The 19,029-nt window shown below is 70.0% G+C and carries 20 protein-coding genes and 1 pseudogene; 14 read left to right on the top strand and 7 right to left on the bottom strand.

From position 1 onward, the window contains the following. Positions 1-450: 450 nt before the first annotated feature. The 3 genes from G3I71_RS24755 to G3I71_RS24740 all read right to left on the bottom strand — a co-directional run bounded on the left by G3I71_RS24755 (position 451) and on the right by G3I71_RS24740 (position 2,022). Complete coding sequence (locus G3I71_RS24755; RefSeq protein WP_164317381.1) at positions 451-819, bottom strand: hypothetical protein; 369 nt, start codon at positions 817-819, stop codon at positions 451-453. Between the two features lie 220 nt (positions 820-1,039). Next, entirely contained in the window at positions 1,040-1,576 is a 537-nt protein-coding gene (locus tag G3I71_RS24745) for a 2'-5' RNA ligase family protein (protein ID WP_164317379.1), read from the bottom strand. 173 nt (positions 1,577-1,749) lie between these two features. Continuing rightward, positions 1,750-2,022 (bottom strand): winged helix-turn-helix domain-containing protein, encoded by a 273-nt coding sequence (locus G3I71_RS24740; protein WP_343243068.1) that lies wholly within the window; start codon positions 2,020-2,022, stop codon positions 1,750-1,752. A 305-nt stretch (positions 2,023-2,327) separates the two neighbouring features. On the opposite strand from G3I71_RS24740, the gene G3I71_RS24735 reads away from it, so the two are divergent. From G3I71_RS24735 to G3I71_RS24725, 3 genes are all read left to right on the top strand, one after another. After that, a complete protein-coding gene (locus tag G3I71_RS24735) occupies positions 2,328-2,648 on the top strand; it encodes a hypothetical protein (protein WP_164317377.1) in 321 nt (106 codons plus the stop codon). A gap of 190 nt (positions 2,649-2,838) precedes the next feature. Then, positions 2,839-3,030, top strand: a complete 192-nt coding sequence (locus G3I71_RS24730; protein ID WP_164317375.1) for a hypothetical protein — start codon at positions 2,839-2,841, stop codon at positions 3,028-3,030. Beyond that, positions 3,027-3,164 carry a hypothetical protein gene (locus G3I71_RS24725; protein WP_164317373.1) on the top strand — a complete coding sequence of 46 codons (138 nt, stop codon included), beginning with the start codon at positions 3,027-3,029 and terminating at the stop codon, positions 3,162-3,164. Before G3I71_RS24730 ends, G3I71_RS24725 begins: the two co-directional genes overlap by 4 nt. 16 nt (positions 3,165-3,180) lie before the next feature. Here the strand turns inward: G3I71_RS24725 and G3I71_RS24720 are convergent, their stop codons facing one another. Both G3I71_RS24720 and G3I71_RS24715 read right to left on the bottom strand, forming a co-directional pair. Then, the gene (locus G3I71_RS24720) at positions 3,181-4,491 is read right to left on the bottom strand and encodes a zf-HC2 domain-containing protein (protein WP_164317371.1); all 1,311 of its coding nucleotides are present in this window, start codon (positions 4,489-4,491) and stop codon (positions 3,181-3,183) included. Then, the gene (locus G3I71_RS24715) at positions 4,488-5,183 is read right to left on the bottom strand and encodes a sigma-70 family RNA polymerase sigma factor (protein WP_164317369.1); all 696 of its coding nucleotides are present in this window, start codon (positions 5,181-5,183) and stop codon (positions 4,488-4,490) included. The genes G3I71_RS24720 and G3I71_RS24715 overlap by 4 nt, the downstream gene beginning before the upstream one ends. Before the next feature lie 352 nt (positions 5,184-5,535). Between G3I71_RS24715 and G3I71_RS24710 the strand changes: the two genes are divergently transcribed. Together G3I71_RS24710 and G3I71_RS24705 are read left to right on the top strand one after the other, a co-directional pair. Next, entirely contained in the window at positions 5,536-5,952 is a 417-nt protein-coding gene (locus tag G3I71_RS24710; RefSeq protein ID WP_164317367.1) for an STAS domain-containing protein, read from the top strand. A gap of 139 nt (positions 5,953-6,091) precedes the next feature. Further along, on the top strand, positions 6,092-6,658 hold the full coding sequence (locus G3I71_RS24705; RefSeq protein ID WP_164317365.1) for an EF-hand domain-containing protein: 567 nt from the start codon (positions 6,092-6,094) through the stop codon (positions 6,656-6,658). On the opposite strand, the gene G3I71_RS24700 is transcribed toward G3I71_RS24705, so the two are convergent. Further along, positions 6,583-8,157 (bottom strand): AMP-binding protein, encoded by a 1,575-nt coding sequence (locus tag G3I71_RS24700; protein ID WP_164317363.1) that lies wholly within the window; start codon positions 8,155-8,157, stop codon positions 6,583-6,585. The genes G3I71_RS24705 and G3I71_RS24700 overlap by 76 nt on opposite strands. A 151-nt stretch (positions 8,158-8,308) precedes the next feature. On the opposite strand from G3I71_RS24700, the gene G3I71_RS24695 reads away from it, so the two are divergent. The 4 genes from G3I71_RS24695 (at position 8,309) to G3I71_RS24680 (ending at position 12,595) form a co-directional block, all read left to right on the top strand. Further along, entirely contained in the window at positions 8,309-9,502 is a 1,194-nt protein-coding gene (locus tag G3I71_RS24695) for an amidohydrolase family protein (protein WP_164317361.1), read from the top strand. After that, on the top strand, positions 9,502-10,635 hold the full coding sequence (locus tag G3I71_RS24690; RefSeq protein ID WP_164317359.1) for an acyl-CoA dehydrogenase family protein: 1,134 nt from the start codon (positions 9,502-9,504) through the stop codon (positions 10,633-10,635). Before G3I71_RS24695 ends, G3I71_RS24690 begins: the two co-directional genes overlap by 1 nt. 9 nt (positions 10,636-10,644) lie before the next feature. Then, the gene (locus G3I71_RS24685) at positions 10,645-11,541 is read left to right on the top strand and encodes an acyl-CoA dehydrogenase family protein (RefSeq protein ID WP_164317357.1); all 897 of its coding nucleotides are present in this window, start codon (positions 10,645-10,647) and stop codon (positions 11,539-11,541) included. Positions 11,542-12,055: 514 nt separating this feature from the next. After that, entirely contained in the window at positions 12,056-12,595 is a 540-nt protein-coding gene (locus G3I71_RS24680) for an ATP-binding protein (protein WP_164317355.1), read from the top strand. A gap of 370 nt (positions 12,596-12,965) precedes the next feature. On the opposite strand, the gene G3I71_RS24675 is transcribed toward G3I71_RS24680, so the two are convergent. Next, positions 12,966-13,901: a cyclase family protein gene (locus tag G3I71_RS24675; RefSeq protein WP_164317353.1), complete on the bottom strand. Its 936-nt coding sequence runs from the start codon at positions 13,899-13,901 to the stop codon at positions 12,966-12,968. 106 nt (positions 13,902-14,007) lie between these two features. Between G3I71_RS24675 and G3I71_RS24670 the strand changes: the two genes are divergently transcribed. The 5 genes and pseudogenes from G3I71_RS24670 to G3I71_RS51315 form a co-directional block, all read left to right on the top strand. After that, positions 14,008-14,928 carry an SDR family NAD(P)-dependent oxidoreductase gene (locus tag G3I71_RS24670; RefSeq protein WP_164317351.1) on the top strand — a complete coding sequence of 307 codons (921 nt, stop codon included), beginning with the start codon at positions 14,008-14,010 and terminating at the stop codon, positions 14,926-14,928. A gap of 105 nt (positions 14,929-15,033) precedes the next feature. Then, entirely contained in the window at positions 15,034-16,185 is a 1,152-nt protein-coding gene (locus G3I71_RS24665; RefSeq protein WP_164317349.1) for an acyl-CoA dehydrogenase family protein, read from the top strand. Then, a complete protein-coding gene (locus G3I71_RS24660) occupies positions 16,185-17,234 on the top strand; it encodes a Zn-dependent alcohol dehydrogenase (RefSeq protein WP_164317347.1) in 1,050 nt (349 codons plus the stop codon). Before G3I71_RS24665 ends, G3I71_RS24660 begins: the two co-directional genes overlap by 1 nt. Before the next feature lie 130 nt (positions 17,235-17,364). Beyond that, complete coding sequence (locus G3I71_RS24655; RefSeq protein WP_164317345.1) at positions 17,365-18,657, top strand: MFS transporter; 1,293 nt, start codon at positions 17,365-17,367, stop codon at positions 18,655-18,657. Further along, a pseudogene (locus G3I71_RS51315) lies at positions 18,611-18,796 on the top strand (MFS transporter); the annotation flags it as partial. The gene G3I71_RS24655 and the pseudogene G3I71_RS51315, both read left to right, overlap by 47 nt. Positions 18,797-19,029 lie beyond the last annotated feature (233 nt).

Here is a 19,029-nt window from a genome sequence, read left to right as displayed (position 1 = left end):
TGATCGTTGTCGACGCCCTCCGGAATCCCTGTGAGCACCCGGGCCCGTCGCCACCTCGTAGCCGTGGATGCAGGCCGCCTCTGCTGCGGACTGGTCATGGGTGCCGTCTGTGCTGGTCAACGAGCCGAGCCCGGGGAAAGCCCGGTGCGACTTACCAGGGAACTCCAGGGCGAGGTGCAGGTGTTCCTCAGCCGCGTCGAGGTCGCCGAGGCGGGAGAGGAACATGCCGGATTCGTGCGCCCATCGGCCGGGCGAGTAGTGCGCGGCCCAGGAATCACCGGATTCGGTGGAGGAACGGCTGATGGCGGTTTCGGAGAACGCGAGATGCCGGGTGGCGGTGCGTCGGTCGTTGTCCTGGTCTGCGGCGTTGGCGAGGGTGGCCTCGTGGTAGGCGACCGCCCGAGGTTCTCCGGGTGCTGGGGTCGGGCTCCGCTCTCGCGGAGCCCGAGGTCAGTCCTGCCAGTCGAGTTGCTGTTCAGGGACCCCGACGGAGCGCCCGTAGTCCTGGGCTTCGCTGCGGCCATCGGCTTGCCCGCGTGGATAGCGGAAGACCTTGTGGGCAAAGATCACGAACGTGTCGGACGAGGTGTGGAAGTCGGTGTACCAAACTCCCGTTGAAGAGAGGCAAGAAGCCAGCTGATCTGCGAGGTGCTGGGCCTCGGGCTCCTCGGCGGCGAAGGCCAGCAGGGTCCAGAGCCGCGGCTGATCACCCCCGGCGTCCGTCATCTCGATCCGTGTCAGCTTGATGATCCGCAGCGGGATCCCGGTCAGCTCGGCTCCAGCCTTCAGGCTTTCGGCGATCAGCACACCTTCGAGCATCCGAACCTCCTTGATGTCGGTTGAGGGCGAGACTAACTGCCGTTCTTCGGGCGCTTGTTGGAGCGGTAGCTGGGGCCGTTCACGATGACCTGGTGGCTGGCGTTGATCAGCCGGTCCGACAGCCGCGAACTCCGCCATCGACCCGGCGGCCATCCATACCCTGGCCTCGTGCGACTGGCTCCGCAAAGGGCTGCCGGCTGACCGAGGACCGACAGAGGGATCACTGGAGCGCGAACGACGCTCGCTGCTGCCACCTTGTTCCGTCGTGGACCATCAGATCGACCGACGACACCCGGGCAGTGACGGGAAGCCGGTTGCGAAGGTCGGCCTCGGCCTCCTCCAGCACGGCATCGTCCTGTCCCTGGGCGATGGTCAGATGCGGGACGACCTCGTCGAACTGCCCGCCGAACGGCGGAGTATCCGGCCACCGGTTCGCGATCGCCTCGGTGAGCCGGCGGAACGGGAGGCCCGGTTCGGGGACGAGATACAAGATCCCCGGGAACCGCCCGCAGTGCTCGAACCGGGCCTCGAAGGGCCGGTGACGCCCGATCACCTCTCCGATGGCAACGCAAGCACCGTCGTCGATGCGGCTCTCGTCGAGAAACGGGAAGAGGACGCTGACATGGGCCGGAACACCCGCACGGGCTGAGGGGTCCAGCCGGTCACGCCACGCTCGAACAGCAGGCTCTGCCTCGGGGACCCTCACGATGAGTCCCGACTGCCCTGCCCGAAACTCACCGGAGTCGTCGCCTGCCATCGCACATGTGTATCAGCGAGCCCAGAACGACAGCGACCCGATTAAGATCGAGGCTCCTCAAACTCCATGATCTTGGAAGCCGTGCCTGTCGCGTTGCAGGAAGCAGCCCCATGCTCCCTGGCCACGTATGCGGGTTGTCCTGGGTCTCGGTGAGCGCGGCGGCTTCGAGGCCCTTACTTCCCACCTCGGTCGGTCTCGTCATGCGGCAGCTCTTCAATGACGAAGGACCCACGGGCGCGGACTGTGATGATCAATCCGCGTTCCCTCAGGATGTCCAGCGCGCGGCGCACGGTGTTGGAGCCAACACCGTACTCCTGAGACAGGATCAGTTCACCGGGCAAGCGTGATCCTGCGGCCAGGCTTCCGGTACGGATCTTGCTCTCGATGATCTTCGCGAGCTGCTCGTAGTGGTAAGTCGCGGCGGCGGGGTTGATCTTCTCTTCCACGGAATCGAACGTAAGCGTTCGGCAACTTGCGTGCATCTTCGGCAACTGTCGACCACTGCCGTCTACTGCCGACCGCTTTCGAAAGCAGCTATGGTGGACTGCATCACGGAGAGACAAGACCCCCGCGACCGTGCGACCGGTCCGGGGGCATGGCCAGCAACCCTCTGGAGGTTGACGACGTGCGTAACCGTATCGCGACCGCGCTACACCGGGCCTTGTGCCCAGTAGCGCTGCTGATTCTGTGTTTGGCCCTGCCTGCCACCGGTAGGCGGCGCAAGTCGGCGCCGGAACCAGGCCGATCCGTCATGACCAGCCGGAACGTGAGGGAACGAGGCCACCTCGTGGCGCGTCTGGTCATCCCGCGTTCCCCGTACAGCACCGACCGCGCGCCCCTCGACGGAGCGGTGTCGGCCCTGTCGCGGCCGTACCTGCCCGAGCACCTCTACGTTCGGCCCTCCGAAGTGGCCGCAGCTGCCTGCGCAGTGAGCGTGCGGCCTCACTGGACGGCGCGCGAACGAGCCGTGCGGTTGCGGCGTCGCGCCGTCGCTGTGTTGGCCGCCGACTTCCGCATCAGCTTCGACACCCGCGACATTCACTCCGTGCTGGACGGGGTGAGGGCCCGATGACCGGCGTCACGAACGCCGTTAGATGCGGGAAGGTCCGCGCCTCGATGTTCTACCGGGCCTCGACCTTGAGCGCGGCCGGGGCATGCGTACGAGACGAAGGGCACAGGGGGTATCACCGGGACGCGCGGGGCGGCATGTGGGACGTCCGCCCCCTCCGGTTCGAGTCGAACGCCGAGAACGGAGTACCCGAATGAGCGCCACCCAGGAGTCGGCCCGGACGCCGGAGTCTCCCTACGTGTCCGGGCGCTGCACCATCGGCACGCACGAGCTGTGCCGGGACGCCGAGCCTCGGGAGAGCGGTGTTCCCGGGCTGCGGTACCTGGTGTGCACCTGCCTGTGCCACCGCCTGATGCCGGTACTGGTGATGGGAGTGCGCGTATGAACGTCAACGTCCTTGCAGAACAGGCGAGTCGGTGGAGAAAGCGGCTGGAGGGCTACGGGCGGACACCCGCCGTAATGGCCATGTCGGGGTCTGCGGTCCTGCTCACCCTCGACATCCTGGAGATCATCCAGTAACGGCAACGGGGCATCCCTACATCCGGCTGAGCGAAGCCGCCGCGAACAGTACGTCCCTGATCGCCTCCCTGTCGCCGTCCTGACCGGCCGCCGCTTCCTCCGGGGATACGTGGCCCGCCGCCAGTTGGCAGAACTCCACGCCGTCCAGGGCCACATGGGCGACCTCGTGGGCGGCTGAGGCGAGGGCGGCCGGGGAGTCGAGGGGGATCAGCCATTCGCCGCCGCCGGAGCCCTCGATCTCCAGTCGGAGGCTGCGGCCGGGTTCGCCGGCCGGGACCAGGTGGCGGGTCGTCCGGCTCGGTGCCGCCAGGCCTGCCTGACGGCGGGCGGCCAGGGCCTCCGGGAGCATGCGGGCCGCCAGGTCGATCATGCTGTGCAGGTGGCGCGGGGCCGGCGGTTCGTAGGGATAGTCGACCGCGTCGGCGATGTCGCCCGCGTGCACCCAGCACTCGAAGGCGCGGTCCAGCATCGCCTCGTGCAGCGGCAGTTCGAAGTCGCCGTACGACACCGGCAGCTTCCCCGAGCCTCCGCCCGCGAACGACACCGTCCGTACGATGTTGTGGCTCTGCTCGCGCCACGGCACCCGTACGGAACGGGTGGGCGGGAAGTGCGAGGCACGCCAGTACGCCTCCGTACGGGACGCCGGAGTCGGTGCGCCCGGTGTCTTCGGCTCGCCGGTGACCGGGTCGTCGAGGCCCAGCGCGACCGCGACCAGGCCGTCCACGCTCAGCAGGTGGGCGATCACACCGGCGACCGTCGTGCGGCGGCTCGTCTGCTCGTCGCCCTCGAACCAGCGCAGGCGCACGGGCGCGTGCCACTCGGAGTCGCCGAAGTCCTGGAGCAGGGCGTCGAGGCGGGCGGTCTCCGCGTCGTACGGGGTAGCCCACTCCGGTACCGGGATGCGCGGCGGGCGCCGGTCGAGGCAGCCCTCCAGGACGCGGGTGCGCAGGGTCGGGTCCAGGTCGAGGGGCTCCGGGCGCTGGAGCAGTTCGACCGCCTCGCGCAGCCGACGCGCCTCGTCCGCGCAGGCACCGCACTCCCCGAGGTGCTCCTCGACGGCCAGCGTCTCCTCCGGCGCGCAGGCGGCCAGCGCCCACGCCCCCAGCAGTGACCTCAGCACGTCGTGTTCCAGGACCAGCGGTACGAGGGGCATGCGCGTCGCGTCAGGCAGAGAGAGCCCGGTGTCCTCGACCGAGGAACGCGGCATCGGTATGCGGGGCGGGCCGTCGCCGACGCCAGGCGCCTTGCCGTCGCCGTTGTCGGGGCCTTGGGGGCCGTACCCCTCGTGCTTCTCCCGGTCCCTGTCCTCGTGACCCGCGCCGCTCACACCGCACCCCCGTATTCGGGGGGTGCCCCCGGTGTGCCGGTGTCGTGGGCCGTGGACAGGAGTTGGAGGCCGAGGCGGAGGCGGCGGCGGGCCTCGGCCTCCGTGACGCCCAGGTCGGCGGCGGTCTGGCGGTAGTCGCGCCGCTGGAAGTACGCCAGCTCCAGGGCGGCGCGCAACGGGGCCGGCATCGACGTCACGATGTAGTCGGCGCGGGCGGCGACGGAGGCGCGGCGGACCCTGCGCTCCAGTTCCTCCATGGAGTCCGTGGAGGAACCGGAACCCGTGGAGGAAACTGTGGCGCCGGTACCGGCACACGCGTCCGCGGGGGCGTCCCTGTCGTCCCTGTCGTCCCTGTCGTCCCTGTCGTCCGCGTCAGCGGGATCGCCGTGGGCCAGTGCTGCCGTCTCCGTTTGGCGCAGGCGCTGTACCGCGAGGCGGTGGGTCAGGGTGGCCACCCAGGAACGCAGGGGGCCCTGCTTGGGGTCGTAGGTGTCGGGGTGCTGCCATACGTGGGCGAAGACCTCGCGGGTGATGCGGTCGGCGGCCTGTTCGTCGGCGAGGACACGGTGGGCCAGGCCATGCACGAGGGAGGCGAACCGGTCGTACAGCTCACCCAGCGCGGCCGCCTCCCCGCGCGAGAGCCGCTGCTGCATCTTGCGGTCCCAGCGCGGCGGTGTGTCCCTCTTCGCCATGCTGCTCCTACACCCCCCTACCGCTGTCCAGGTCCGGCGGTTGCCCACCCTCTCCTCGAATGTAGTCGGCCCCTCTGACAGCCCACTCCGCTTTGCGGCATTGTGCGCCTTCCGGAGGGCCTCGGATGGTAGAGAACCAACGAAGATTGACCGATCATGATGCAATCTGAGCCTCTTTCGATCAAATAAGTTCACGGGTGACCGAAATAAGTCCTCTGCAAACCGCTTGCAAGTCTCTTGCGGTCCGGGCCGAGCGGATGTGCGGTGTTTGATGACATGGCTGCTGGGCAGCCGCGTCGAAAGGAAGCGTAGGTATGGCTTCCGTTTCTGCCGGACGATCCGGACGAGAGGCGTGATGGTGGCGTTCAAGGTGACCGACGGTGAGCGAGGCGGCTGGACCGTGCTCCAGGTGTCCGGAGAGATGGACCTGGTCACCTCGCCGGAGCTGCGACAGCGGGTGCACGACGCCGTGGCCGAGGGCCGCCACCGTGTCGTCCTCGACCTCTCCGAGGTCGTCTTCTGCGACTCCAGCGGCGTCGGCGTCCTCATCGCCACCCGCCGGCTGATGCGCTCCTGCCAGGGATACCTGCGTCTGATCCTGCCCGCCCGGGGGGACGCGGAGAGCGCCCACGTCAACCGGGTCCTCGGCGCTCTGGGAGTGCGCCGCCTCTTCGACGTCTACGCGGACCTCGGCACGGCCGCCGACGAGACGGCGGCCCCGCTGCCGGCGGCCTCCACGCGCGTGGGAGCGGCCCCCACGCGCGCGTGACGCCGTTGTCGCGGAATTCCCCCAGTCTTGGCACAGGCGTCGCTTTCCTGCCCCGGTCGCCACCCACGCGTCGTACGCTCCGTGCGAGAAGGACCTCGACACAGAGGTAGGACGCGGACGTAAGGCAGGCCCGACAGACATGGTCAACTCCGAGTACGGACGGAAGATCGCCGCCCGGTTCACCACGTTCGACCAGGACGGCAACGGCTACATCGACCGGGTGGACTTCAGTGTGGCGGCCAAGGCGCTGCTCGCCGAGTTCGACACCACCGCCCGGTGCGACAAGGGCCAGGCCCTCTACAGCGGCGCCGAGGCCTTCTGGCAGGGCATGGCGGGAATAGCGGACCGGGACGGCGACCAGCGGATCACCCGCGACGAGTTCGTGTACGGCGCCGTGAAGCGGCTGCACGACAACCCCCGCCGGTTCGCCGAGATCGCCCGCCCCTTCCTGCGCGCCGCCCTGGCCGTCGCGGACCTGGACGGCGACGGCGCGGCGACCCTCGCGGACACCGAGCGCGCCCTCAAGGCCCTCGGCGTGCCCGAGGACATCGCCGCCACGGCCGCCGCGACGCTCGACACCGACGCCGACGGCCGGGTCGGCGAGACGGAGATCGTCGACGCGTTCGCCCGCTACTTCGACGTCTCCGACTCGGACGACGGCGCCGGCTCAGGGGAGGGCTCCGGCTCCGGGGAAGGCTCCGCGTAGCGCTCGCGCAGCTTGTACTTGAGCACCTTCCGCAGGGTCTCGCCCCGCGGAAGGGCGTCCACCACCTCCAGCCGCTCCGGCAGCTTGTGCACGGACAGCCCTTTCGAGCGCAGGTAGGAGGTCAGCGCGGCAAGGGTCAACTCACTTGACCCTTCCGCCTGTTCCACCACCGCGCAGACCAACTCCCCGCGCTCCGTGTCCGGCAGGCCCACCACCGCCACATCGCCCACCCCCGGATGCGTGTGCAGCAGGTCCTCGATCTCCTTGGCCGAGATGTTCTCGCCCTTGCGGATGATGACGTCCTTGAGCCGCCCGGTGAGCACCAAGTGCCCGCTCCCGGTGAGGAATCCCAGGTCACCGGTGCGCAGAAAGCCGTCCTCGTCGAAGGCCTCGGCGGTCTGCGCGGGGTCCAGGTACCCCTGGCACACGGCCTCGCCCCGCAGTCGCACCTCGCCCTCCACCACCCGTATCTCCATCCCCTCCGGCGGACGCCCCTCCGTGGTCGCCAGGTTCTCGACCGTGTCGTCCGGCGCCCCCATGGTGATCATCGGCACCTCGGTCATCCCGTACCCGTGCGTGAGCTCCACCCCCATCTCCCGTACGACGGCGTGGTAGATCTCCGGCGGCTTCGGTGCCCCGCCGCCCGCCAGCAGCCGCAGGGACGGGATCACCGGAACGCCCGGCTGTTTGCGCTGCTCGGCGAGGAACATGGAGTAGAAGGCGGTGGACCCGCCGGCCACGGTCACCCCGTGCTTGCGGTAGCCCTCCAGCGCGTCCGGCAGCGCGAACTGCTCGAACATCACCGCGGGGAAGCCGTACAGCAGGAGCATCACCGTGTAGTCGGGGCCGGCGATATGGGCGTACGGAAAGGCCATCGAGCCCACGTCGGATTCGGTGAGCCGCAGCGCGTGCGCGAGACACGAACCGCCCGCGATGAGTGAACGGTCCGTGTGGAGCACGCCCTTGGGGTCGGAGGTCGTGCCCGAGGTCCAGTAGATCCAGCGGACGGAGGTGCCGTCGGCGGGCGGGGGCGGCAGCAACGAGGGCTCCCCGTCGGGGAGTTCGTCGCTGTCGTACGCGGGGAAGACGCCCCTCGCGCCGAGCCGCCGCGCCATCTCCGTGTGGTCGAAGCCGCGCCACACGCCCGGCACCGCGAAGAACTCCGCCTTCGACTCCCGTAGCGCGAAGCCGACTTCGCGGTCCCGGTAGAAGGGGATGACCGGGGACTGCACGGCGCCCAGGCGGGCCAGCGCGAAGGAGAGCAGGGCGGTCTCGATACGGGTGGGCAGTTGCCAGGCGACGACCGTGCCGGGGCGTATGCCCATGCCGTACAGGCCCGCCGCCACCCGTTCGGAGCGGGTGCGGAGTTCGCCGAAGGTGAGGGAGCGGTCGTCCTGGAGGAGGACGGGCCGGTCGGGGGTGAGTTCGGCGCGCCGGGCCACCAGTTCCCAGAGGGTACGGGCCGAACCCAGGGCGTGTGCGGTGTCGACGACGTTCACATTGCCCCCAGTAACTGACGGACCATCAGATTGTGCGGGGAGCGTAGGGCTTGGCGCCTTGTCGGTCCATAGGTGCGGGACTAACCTTCTAGAGGCACCAAGAACTGACGGTCCGTCAGATAATCATCAACTGGCCAGGCGGAGGGGACTCATGACCGAACTGCCCCGCATCATCAGCGTCGACGACCACGTGATCGAACCCGCGCACCTCTTCGAGACCTGGCTGCCGGCCAAGTACCGGGACAAGGGGCCGAAGCCCTTCACCGCCGGAATCGGTGAACTCGCCTACGTGGGCGGCAAGTACCGGTTCACGACCGACCCCGAGGGCCAGATCACCGACTGGTGGGAGTACGAGGGCCTGCTCTTCCCGTACAAGCGGATCATCGCGGCCGTCGGGTTCTCCCGGGACGAGATGACTCTCGACGGCATCACGCGCGAGCAGATGCGGCGCGGCTGCTGGGACCCGAAGGCCCGGCTCGCGGACATGGACATCAACCATGTCGAGGGCTCGCTCTGCTTCCCCACCTTCCCGCGGTTCTGCGGGCAGACCTTCGCCGAGGCCCAGGACAAGGAGGTCGCGCTGGCGTGCGTGCGCGCCTACAACGACTGGATGGTGGAGGAGTGGTGCGGCGACAGCGGCGGCCGGCTGATCCCGCTGTGCCTGATCCCGCTGTGGGACATCGAGTTGGCGGTCGCGGAGATCCGGCGCAACGCGGCACGCGGGGTACGGGCGGTCACGTTCTCGGAGATCCCCACGTACCTGGGACTGCCGTCGATCCACTCCGGCTACTGGGACCCGTTCTTCGCGGTGTGCGAGGAGACCGGGACGGTCGTCAACATGCACATCGGCAGCAGCAGCCAGATGCCTGCCGCCTCCCCGGACGCGCCGCCCGCCGTACAGGCCTCGCTGAGCTTCAACAACGCGATGGCGTCGATGATGGATTTCCTCTTCTCCGGGGTCCTGGTGAAGTTCCCGGCGCTCAAACTCGCGTACAGCGAAGGGCAGATGGGCTGGATCCCGTACGCCCTTGAGCGCGCCGACACCGTGTGGGAGGAGCACCGCGCGTGGGGCGGGGTCAGGGATCTGATCCCGGAACCCCCGTCGACGTACTACTACCGGCAGATCTTCTGCTGCTTCTTCCGCGACAAGCACGGCGTCGCCTCGATCGACGTCGTCGGGCGGGACAACGCCACCTTCGAGACCGACTACCCGCACGTCGACTCGACCTTCCCGCACACCAAGGAGGTCGCCCTCGAGCATATGAAGGGCCTCGACGACGAGACCGTCTACAAGCTGATGCGCGGCAACGCCATCCGCATGCTCGGCCTCGACCTGGACAAGTAGTGGACCTCTCCGACACTCCCCAAGAGGCGGAGTTCCGGGCGCGGTTGAGGGAGTGGCTGGCCAAGGCACTCCCCTCGCTGCCGGCCAAGCCCTCGCCCGACGACTGGCCCGGGCGGCGCGCGTACGACCTCGGCTGGCAGCGGACGCTGTACGACGCCGGGTACGGCGAGGTCCACTGGGGCGCCGACCCCGCCGTACGGATGATCTTCCTGGAGGAGACGGAGAAGGCCGGCGCGCCCTACGTCGGCGCGAACTTCGTCGGACTGCTGCACGCCGGACCGACCATCGCCGCCGAGGGGACCGACGAGCAGCGGGCGCGCTGGCTGCCGCCGGTGCTGCGCGGCGAGGAGGTCTGGTGCCAGGGGTTCAGCGAACCGGACGCCGGCTCCGACCTCGCGGCGCTGCGCACCCGCGCACGGCGCGACGGCGACGACTACGTGGTCAGCGGCTCCAAGATCTGGACCTCGCACGCCGAAGTCGCCGACTGGTGCGAGCTGTTGGTGCGGACCGACCCGGACGCGCCCAAGCACCGCGGGATCACCTGGCTCGCCATGCCCATGGACGCGCCGGGCATCACCGTACGGCCGCTGCGCACACTCGCCGGGTCGAACGAGTTCGCCGAGGTCTTCCTCGACGAGGTCCGGGTGCCCGTCGCCAACCGGGTCGGCGAGGAGAACGACGGCTGGCGCGTGACGATGGTGACGCTGTCCTTCGAGCGCGGTACGGCGTTCGTCGGGGAGGTCGTCGCCTGTCGCCGGGTACTGGGCGAACTCGCCCTGGCGGCAAGGGAGAACGGGCGCTGGGACGACCCCGTGCTGCGGCGCAGGCTCGGGCGGCTGAACGCCGACTTCCGGGCGCTGTGGCGGCTGACGCAGTGGAACGTGAGCGGGGCGAGAGAAGGGGTGCCCGGGGTCGGCGGGTCGGTCTTCAAGCTGCGGTACTCGCACGCCCGCCAGGAGTTGTACGAGGCGGCTGCCGAGGTCCTGGGGGAGGGTGGCGCGGCGATGGATCTCGAACAGCCCTGGGTGCTCGACCGGTTGTCCTCGCTGTCGTACACCATCGCCGCCGGTACCTCCCAGATCCAGCACAGCATCGTGGCCGAACGCGTTCTAGGGCTGCCGAAAGGACGGTGACATTCGCACATGCGTTTCCAACTCAGCGAGGACCAGAGGGCGTTGCAGGCAGGCGTACGGGGGCTGCTGGCGGCGCGGTTCGGACGTGAGCGGCTGCGGGCGGTCATGGACGCCACCGAGGTACCCGAGCTGGACCGGGGGCTGTGGCGGGAGCTGGGGACCGCCGGGTTCTTCTCGCTGCGGTTGCCGGAGGCGGCGGGCGGGGTCGGACTCGGGCTGCCCGAGGCGGTGTTGGCGTTCGAGGAGGCGGGCCGCGTACTGCTGCCGGGCCCACTGATCGCCACACATCTCGCGGCGGGGGAGGTACCGGGGGCGGCGACGGGGGAGACGGTGGTCACCGTCGTCGACAGCGCCGGGGTGGTGGAGTGGCTGGGGGCGGCCGACGTCGTACGAGGGGATGCGGCCGGGGCGGTGCCGATGCGGTCGGCGGATCCGCTCACGCCCCTCCACCGGGTGGCCGGTCCGGACCCCGGCGACCGTACGGACGTACTCCTGACGTCTCTCCTCACCGCCGCCGAACAGCTGGGCACCGCCGCCCGGGTGTGTGAGCTGGCCGCGCAACACGCCCGGACCCGCGAGCAGTTCGGGCGGCCGATCGGTGCCTTCCAGGCGGTGCAGCAGTTGTGCGCCGGGATCCTGGTGCGGGTCGAGGTGGCGCGGGCGGCGGTGTACGCGGCTGCCGTCACCGTCGATCCGGCGGACATCGCGGCGGCCCGGCTGCTCGCCGACGAGGCCGCCGTGCGGGGCGCCCGCGACTGCCTCCAGGTGCACGGCGGGATGGGCTTCACCTGGGAGTCGGACGTCCATCTGTATCTGAAGCGGGCGTGGCTACGAGCCCGGCGGCCCGGCTCGGTGACGGAGTGTGAGGAGGTGCTCGCCGCCGCGTTACTGACCGAGGCACGCTGACCGGCGGCCGGAGCCGGACTGGCCGGATTGATGTCGCCGATCGTGGCGCGATCGAAATGTGACCCAGACGTTGTGGGATCACCGAGCGTCGATACCGGGTTGTGTCCTACGAGTGACTCGTAACGGCCCGGAGTCGCGTGTTCGCTCCGGTACCTTCTGTGGCATGCGCGTGGTTCCGAGGTCGAGCCATTCCGGTGTTGCCCCTGAGGCGGCCCCGGATTCGGCGGTGCGCGCCGCTCGTGGGGCGGGTCGGAGTTCCGTACCCGCCTGTTCGACTCCTCGCGGCGAGCGTCGCACAGTATCCCGCAGGCGTACTCCTTCGCGTTGGAATATGCCCGAAGCGCTTGTTGGCGTGACTGTACGTCAACCATGCTTTCTCGTAAGGGAATCACGTTCTGTGATCCCCGATCTGGCCGCCGGCCCAAGCGTTGTTCTGGGCATGCAGAAAATGGCTACGATCGTGGCCCTCGTGCGGCGCGAGGCGATGTGTCCGCCGGTTCGGATGGTGTGAGCGGTGCAGGTGCTTCAAGTGCAGCTGGAGATCCGGCCCGACCCCGCAGAGGTGGGGCGGGCCCGGAGATGGGTGCGGTCGCGGCTCGCCGGGTCCGGGGTCGCGGACGACGAGCCGCTGGCCGAGACGCTGATCCTCCTCGTCTCCGAGCTGGTCACCAACGCGGTGGTGCACACCGGGTGTCCGGCGTTGCTGCGGCTGTCGTTCGAGGGTGTGTGCGGATCGCGGTCCGGTGCCGAGGGCGTGGCCGGCGGGATCGTGCGGCTTGAGGTCGTCGATCTGAGCCCCTGCCCCCCCGTGCCCCGGCATGCCGAGGGCGACGAGACCAACGGGCGCGGACTGGAGCTGGTCGACGGGCTCGCCGACCGGTGGGGGTGGAGCACCGAAGGTGTCGGCAAGCGCATCTGGTGCGAACTGGACCGCTGCCCGGCTCCGGCGCCGTGCGGAGGCGGGAGTTCGGTCGCCGCTCCGGTGATCGCCACGGCCGCCGCCGAGGGTACTTCTTCCGCGTACGGGGGCATGGCGGCGTACGAAGCCGTCTGACCCCGAAGGCCCTGCCGGTGCGGCGCTCGGTGGGGCACGGTCGCAGAATTGTCCGGGTTTCTGGGCCCCGTGTGGTGCGGTGCGCCGGGGTGTGCCCCTGTGCGCGGTTGTCGCAAAAAGGGCGTAAGCGATAAATCCCCGAACGGGTGTTGACGTGACGTGACTGCGTGAACACGCTTGTGTTCAGCGCGATCCGCCGCGAGGGGACGGCGAGGGTTCGGTGACGGGGGCCCTCGGCGAGTGCGGTTCGTGTGTTCGGCGTCGGCTCCTTCAGGGGTGGGGGGCGGGGCGGGAACGCCGAAGGCGGGTGGCGGCGCGCGATGCCGTACTTGGGGTGGGCAATGGCGCGCCGCCGACCGGCCGACAGGGGTCAGAGGATCGCCACGGGCGCCACGGGACTGCCCGTGGCGCCCGTGAACGGTTCCGGTGTCGCCGACAGCAGGAACTCATACCGGCCTTCTTGTCCACAGGCTGTGGACAACTTTTCGAGATTCCAGTTCTGGCCCTGCGGCATCCCCATCTCCACCAGGTCGAGCGCGTGTACGGGCAGCCACAGATCATTCGATTCCGGCGGAAATATCTCAAAAGTCAGCGTGTCGTTCGCGACCGCCGCGACATCCCGCGCGTGGAACCACTCCGGCGTACGGATCGACAGCCCGGGCGAGGGATACATGTACGCGTGCTTGTCCCCGGCCAGGTACACCTGGATCTGCCCGGTCCGTACGAGCACGATGTCACCGGCACGCACGCGCGTGCCCGCCAACTCCTCCGCCGCGTCCAGGTCCTCCGGGGTGACCGCGTGCCCCCCGTCGAGCCGGTCGACGCCCCGTGCGCGGGCCACGTCCAGCAGCACCCCGCGCGAGACGATGTGCCGAGCCTTGTCGATGCCGACGAACTCGGCGCCGGCGTGGGCCGTGATCGTCGCCGCCGGACGCCCGTTGTAGAGCTTCCCGGAGTGGGAGGCGTGGGCGAGGGCGTCCCAGTGGGTCGCGCACTGGAGCCCCAGAGTCACGACGTCGTCGCTGGTCGCGACGGTTCCGCCGCCCGGCGGCCCGAATATCTCCTGGTTGATCTGGACCATGGCGTGCACGGGATTCACCCGGCCCGGAATCGCCCCGGTCTGGACGCCGTCCTGCTGGAGCGGGAGGGCGAGGGGGATGCGACGGCCCGTGCGGACGGTCGCGGCGGCGGCGCGTACGACGGCGTCGGTGATGAGATTGAGGGTGCCGATCTCGTCGTCCGCCCCCCAACGCCCCCAGTTGTTCACGCGTTTGGCGATGGCGTGGAACTCGGCCGGCAATGACATGAGTCCGGTCCTTCCTGGAGTCCGGTCGCTCCCGGGGCTTGCCTCCGGATATCCGACGGGTCATAAAATCTAACGGTCCGTCAGAAACCGCGGGAAGGGGCCGGACGTGGGGAACTTCTTGGCAGGAAAGGTCGTCGCCGTGACGGGCGCGGGCCGGGGGATAGGCCGGGCGGTGGCGCTGGGCGCGGCGGCCGAGGGAGCGCGGGTCGTCGTCAACGACTACGGGGTCTCCATCGACGGCGCCTCGCCGACGAGCGAGATAGCCGAGGGCATCGTCAAGGAGATCGAGGCGGCGGGCGGCGAGGCGGTCGCGGTGGCCGACGACGTGTCCACCATGGCCGGCGGCCAGCGGGTCGTGGACGTGGCGTTGTCGTCGTACGGGCGCCTGGACGGTGTCGTGTGCGTCGCCGGGATCCTGCGCGAGCGGATGCTGTTCAACATGTCCGAGGAGGAGTGGGATCCGGTCGTCGCCACTCACCTGAAGGGCACGTTCACGGTGTTCCGGGCGGCTTCGGCGGTGATGCGCAAGCAGCGGGCCGGGACGCTGATCGGCTTCACCAGCGGGAACCACCAGGGATCGGTGTCACAGGCCAACTACAGCGCCGCGAAGGGCGGGATCATCTCGCTCGTACGGAGCGCCGCGCTGGGACTCCACAAGTACGGGGTGACCGCCAACGCGGTGGCGCCGGTCGCGCGTACGCGGATGTCGGCGAACGTGCCCATGGAGCTGGCGGAGATCGGGGAGCCGGAGGACGTGGCGGCCCTGGTCGTGTATCTGCTGTCCGACCGGGCGAAGGAGCAGCGGATCACCGGGCAGGTGTACACGGTCGCGGGGCCGAAGATCGCGGTGTGGGCACAGCCGAGGGAGTTGCGGGCGGCGTACGCGTCTGCCTCCGGCGGGTGGACGCCGGAGACGATCGCGGAGTTCTTGCCGGGGTCGGTGGGGGTGGATCCGATGCCGATGCTTGTGCGGTTGGAGGAGATGGAGCGGGCTGCGCGGGACGGGTCGCGGCCGAACGCGCAGTAGGTGGGGGTGTGGGTTGTTTGGCGGCTGCGGGCCGTCCGTGGCTTGTCGCGCAGTTCCCCGCGCCCCTAGGTGGGTGCAGGCGCCCGGCGTTGAGAGGAGAGGTCTGTGGACTTTGGGTTCGGGGCTGGGGATGAGGAGTTTCGGGCGGAGGTCCGGAGTTGGCTTGGTGCGCATGTCGACGGGGCTCTTGATCGGCGTGGTTGGGAGCGGATTCTTGGGAAGGCCGGGTGGATCGGGCTTTCCTGGGGGGAGACCGGGTTCGGGAATCGGGCCGCCAGTCTCACCCAACAGGTCGTCTGGGCCGAGGAGTACGCCCGGTCGGGGGCGCCGACGCGGTCCGGGCACATCGGGGAGAACCTTCTTGCTCCTACGCTCCTCGCGCACGGTACCGATGAGCAGCGGGCCCGGTTCCTGCCGCCGGTCGCGGCGGGCGAGGAACTCTGGTGCCAGGGGTACAGCGAGCCCGGGGCGGGGTCCGACCTCGCCGGGTTGAGCACGAAGGCCGAACGGGCCGCTGACGGCACGTACCGGATCACCGGCCAGAAGATCTGGACGTCCCTCGCCCACGAGGCGGACTGGTGCTTCGTGCTCGCCCGTACAGAAGCGGGGTCGGTGCGTCATCACGGGCTCAGTTTTCTGCTCGTTCCGATGGATCAGCCGGGGCTGATCGAGGTCCGGCCGATCCGGCAGATGACCGGGACCAGCGAATTCAACGAGGTCTTCTTCGACGGGGCACACGCACGAGCGGAGCACCTCGTCGGTGGTGAGGGCGCCGGCTGGAGCGTCGCGATGAGCCTCCTCGGGTTCGAGCGGGGAGTGTCCACGCTCGCCCAACAGATCGGTTTCGCCGGGGAGTTGGGACGGGTTGTGCAGGCCGCCGTCGACAGCGGTGCGGTGGCGGATCCCGTCGTACGGGAGCGACTTGTGCGCCAGTGGGCCGAGTTGCGGGTGATGCGCTGGAACGCCCTGCGCACACTGGGCGGTTCGGGGGACGCCGGGGCGCCGAGCGTGGCCAAGCTGCTGTGGGGCGGGTGGCATCAGCGGCTCGGGGAGCTGGCGATGCTCGTGCGGGGCGCGGGCGCAGGGATCGGGCCGGTGGAGTGGTCGGCCGGGGCGCCCTACGAACTCGACGACGCGCAGCACCTGTTCATGTTCTCCCGGGCCGACACGATCTACGGCGGCTCCGACCAGATCCAGCGCACGATCATCGCCGAGCGCGTGCTCGGTCTGCCCAGGGAGCCCAAGGGAGTCGTCTGATGCGCGGTGTTCTGTTCGACGGTAAGCAGATCCAGGTCGTGGACGATCTGGAGGTGAGGGATCCGGGAGCCGGGGAGGTGCTGGTCGCGATCTCGGCGGCGGGGTTGTGCCACAGCGATCTGTCCGTGGTGGACGGGACCATCCCCTTCCCCGTCCCTGTCGTGCTCGGCCACGAGGGCGCGGGCGTGGTGGAGGCAGTCGGGGCCGGTGTCACGCATGTGGTGCCCGGGGACCATGTGGCGCTGTCGACGCTCGCGAACTGCGGCGCGTGCGCGGAGTGCGACCGGGGGCGGCCGACCATGTGCCGTCAGTCGATCGGGCGGCCGGGGCGGCCGTTCACGCGGGGCGGGCGGCCGGTGTTCCAGTTCGCCTCCAACTCGGCGTTCGCGGAACGCACGGTGGTGAAGGCCGTGCAGGCGGTACGTATCCCGAAGGACATCCCGATGCCGTCGGCCGCGCTCATCGGGTGCGGGGTGCTGACCGGGGTGGGCGCCGTGCTCAACCGGGCCCGGGTGGACCGCGGGGACAGCGTCGTGGTGATCGGTACGGGCGGGGTCGGGCTGAACGTCCTCCAGGGCGCGCGGATCGCGGGCGCCTCGCGGATCGTCGCCGTGGACGCCAACCCGGCGAAGGAGGCGATGGCGCGGCAGTTCGGCGCGACCCACTTCCTGACGTCGACGGAGGGCGTGCGGGACGTGCTGCCGACGGGCGCGGACCATGTCTTCGAGTGCGTCGGCCGGGTCGAACTCATCCGGCAGGCCGTCGACCTGCTCGACCGGCACGGCCAGGCCATCCTGCTCGGCGTCCCGTCGGCCAAGGCGGAGGCGTCCTTCGTCGTCTCGTCGATGTTCCTGGACAAGTCGATCCTCGGCTGCCGCTACGGCTCCTCCCGCCCCCAGCGGGACATCCCGCTCTACGCCGACCTGTACCGCGAAGGGCGGCTGCTGCTCGACGAGTTGGTGACCGAGACGTACCCGGTCGAGGACTTCGAGAAGGCCGTCGGGGACGCGGAGGCGGGGCGGGTGGCGCGGGGGGTGCTGACCTTCTGAGCGCCGGTTGTGTCTGGGAGAGGTGGAGGGCTCCACCGACTTCCGGGCTTGTCCGGGGCATGGCGGGAGTTTTCCACAGGCGGCGGAAAATCCCTGGGGCGATGTCGGTGCCGCCGCCTAGCGTCGTGCCATGAGTTATCGCGACGTCGCCTCGAAGCAGCTCCTGATCTGGGCCTGCACCTCCGTCGGTGCCCGCATGCCCATCGCCATGGCCCCGCTGGCCATGGTGTTCCTGGTGCGCGAACGGCCGGGCGGCTATGCCCTGGGCGCCGCGCTCGCCGCCGCGTTCGTGCTCGGCGAGATCGTCGGCGCTCCGGCGCTCGGTCTGCGACTGCGTCCCGACCGGGCCCGTCCGCAGCTGGCCGCGGCCCTCGTGATCGGGGCCGCTGGGTTCACGGCACTGGGGGTGTTCCCCACCGCGCATCCCGTGGTCCTCGCGTCGTTCGCGTTCGTGGCCGGCGGCACTCCGGCAGCGGTCGCCGGCGGACTGCGCGCGATGCTCACCCACCTGGTCCCGGCGCGGGCCATGGCGCAGGCGATGTCCGCCGAATCGATGCTGATGTCGGGCGTATGGGCCGTCTCGCCGGCCGTCGTCACCGGCCTCGCGCTGGGCGTGGCCCCGCGCCTCCCGCTGCTTCTCGGCGCCGTTCTGATGGCCGTGTCGGTCGCGGGCCTGTGGCTGCTGCCAGCCGGCTGGGAGGCGGACGACGCGCCGGGAACGGAGAGCGGGCCGGGAAAGAAGGGTACGGGTCATTCGCTGCTCGGGCTCCTGCGCGGCGCGTGGCCGGTGTACGTCACCGGCGCGGCCAGCCTCACCCTTCTGGGCCTGGCCGAACTCGTCCTGCCCGCACTTCTGGAACAGCGCGGCATCGGCGTCGGCTGGTCCGGCCCGATACTCGCGGGAATGTCGGTGAGCGCGGGACTCGGCGCGTTCCTCTACGGCCTCCGAACCTGGCCGGGGCTGCTGCGCACCCGCAGCGTGGTTCTGATCGGCGGGATGTCCGCTTGTCTCACCGTCGCCGCGCTGACCCCCGACAAGGCCGGGATCGCCGCCGCGCTGGCCATCGGCGGCATGCTCCAGTCGGGCGCGCTGGTCACCCGCAACCTGTCCCTGCGCGAGGCGGTTCCGGCGAGCTCCCTGGCCGCGGGCTACTCGATCATGTACGCGGCCTCCGGTGCGGGTTACGCGGCGGCGGGTTCACTCGCGGGCGCTCTGCTCCAGGTGACGGCACCGTCCACGGCCGTCCTGGCAGGCGTGGCCCTGACGCTGGTGCTGACGGCCGTCGGGTGGTGGGGGGAGCGGCGCGTCGGGGACCGGTCGGCGGCACGCGGGGCCGACCCGGCCGTCACCGCCGGGCCTGCCGGCTCGGTAGGACCTGCCGAGCCGACAACAGGTCCCACCGGCTCAACTCCCCATCCATAGGGCCTGGTTCGTCGCCGCCGTCGCCTTCGTTACGATCATCGGCGCCGCCGCCTTCCGTTCCCTGCCCGGGCTGCTCATCGATCCGCTCCACGCCGAATTCGACTGGTCGCGGGGCACGATCGGCGCCGCCGTCTCCATCAGACTCCTAGCGAAGGGACCCGCCTTTAGGCGTGGGGGAATCGCTTCTCAGTGTTGCTCTGACTTCATCTTTGAGTGCGGATGTTGTGTCTGCGGGCGGGGTGGGCGGTGCGCCAGGCGTCGAGCTGGCCTGTGGTCCAGGTGGGTGTGCGGCCGGTGTATTCGGGTTCGGGGAAGTCGTTGTCGGCGGCGTTGAGGTTGTGGATGCGGCGGATGCTGATGCCGAGGTATTCG

It is taken from the genome of Streptomyces sp. SID12501 (assembly GCF_010550245.1).
Lineage (GTDB): Bacteria > Actinomycetota > Actinomycetes > Streptomycetales > Streptomycetaceae > Streptomyces.
This window is presented reverse-complemented; position numbering and strand designations above follow the sequence as displayed.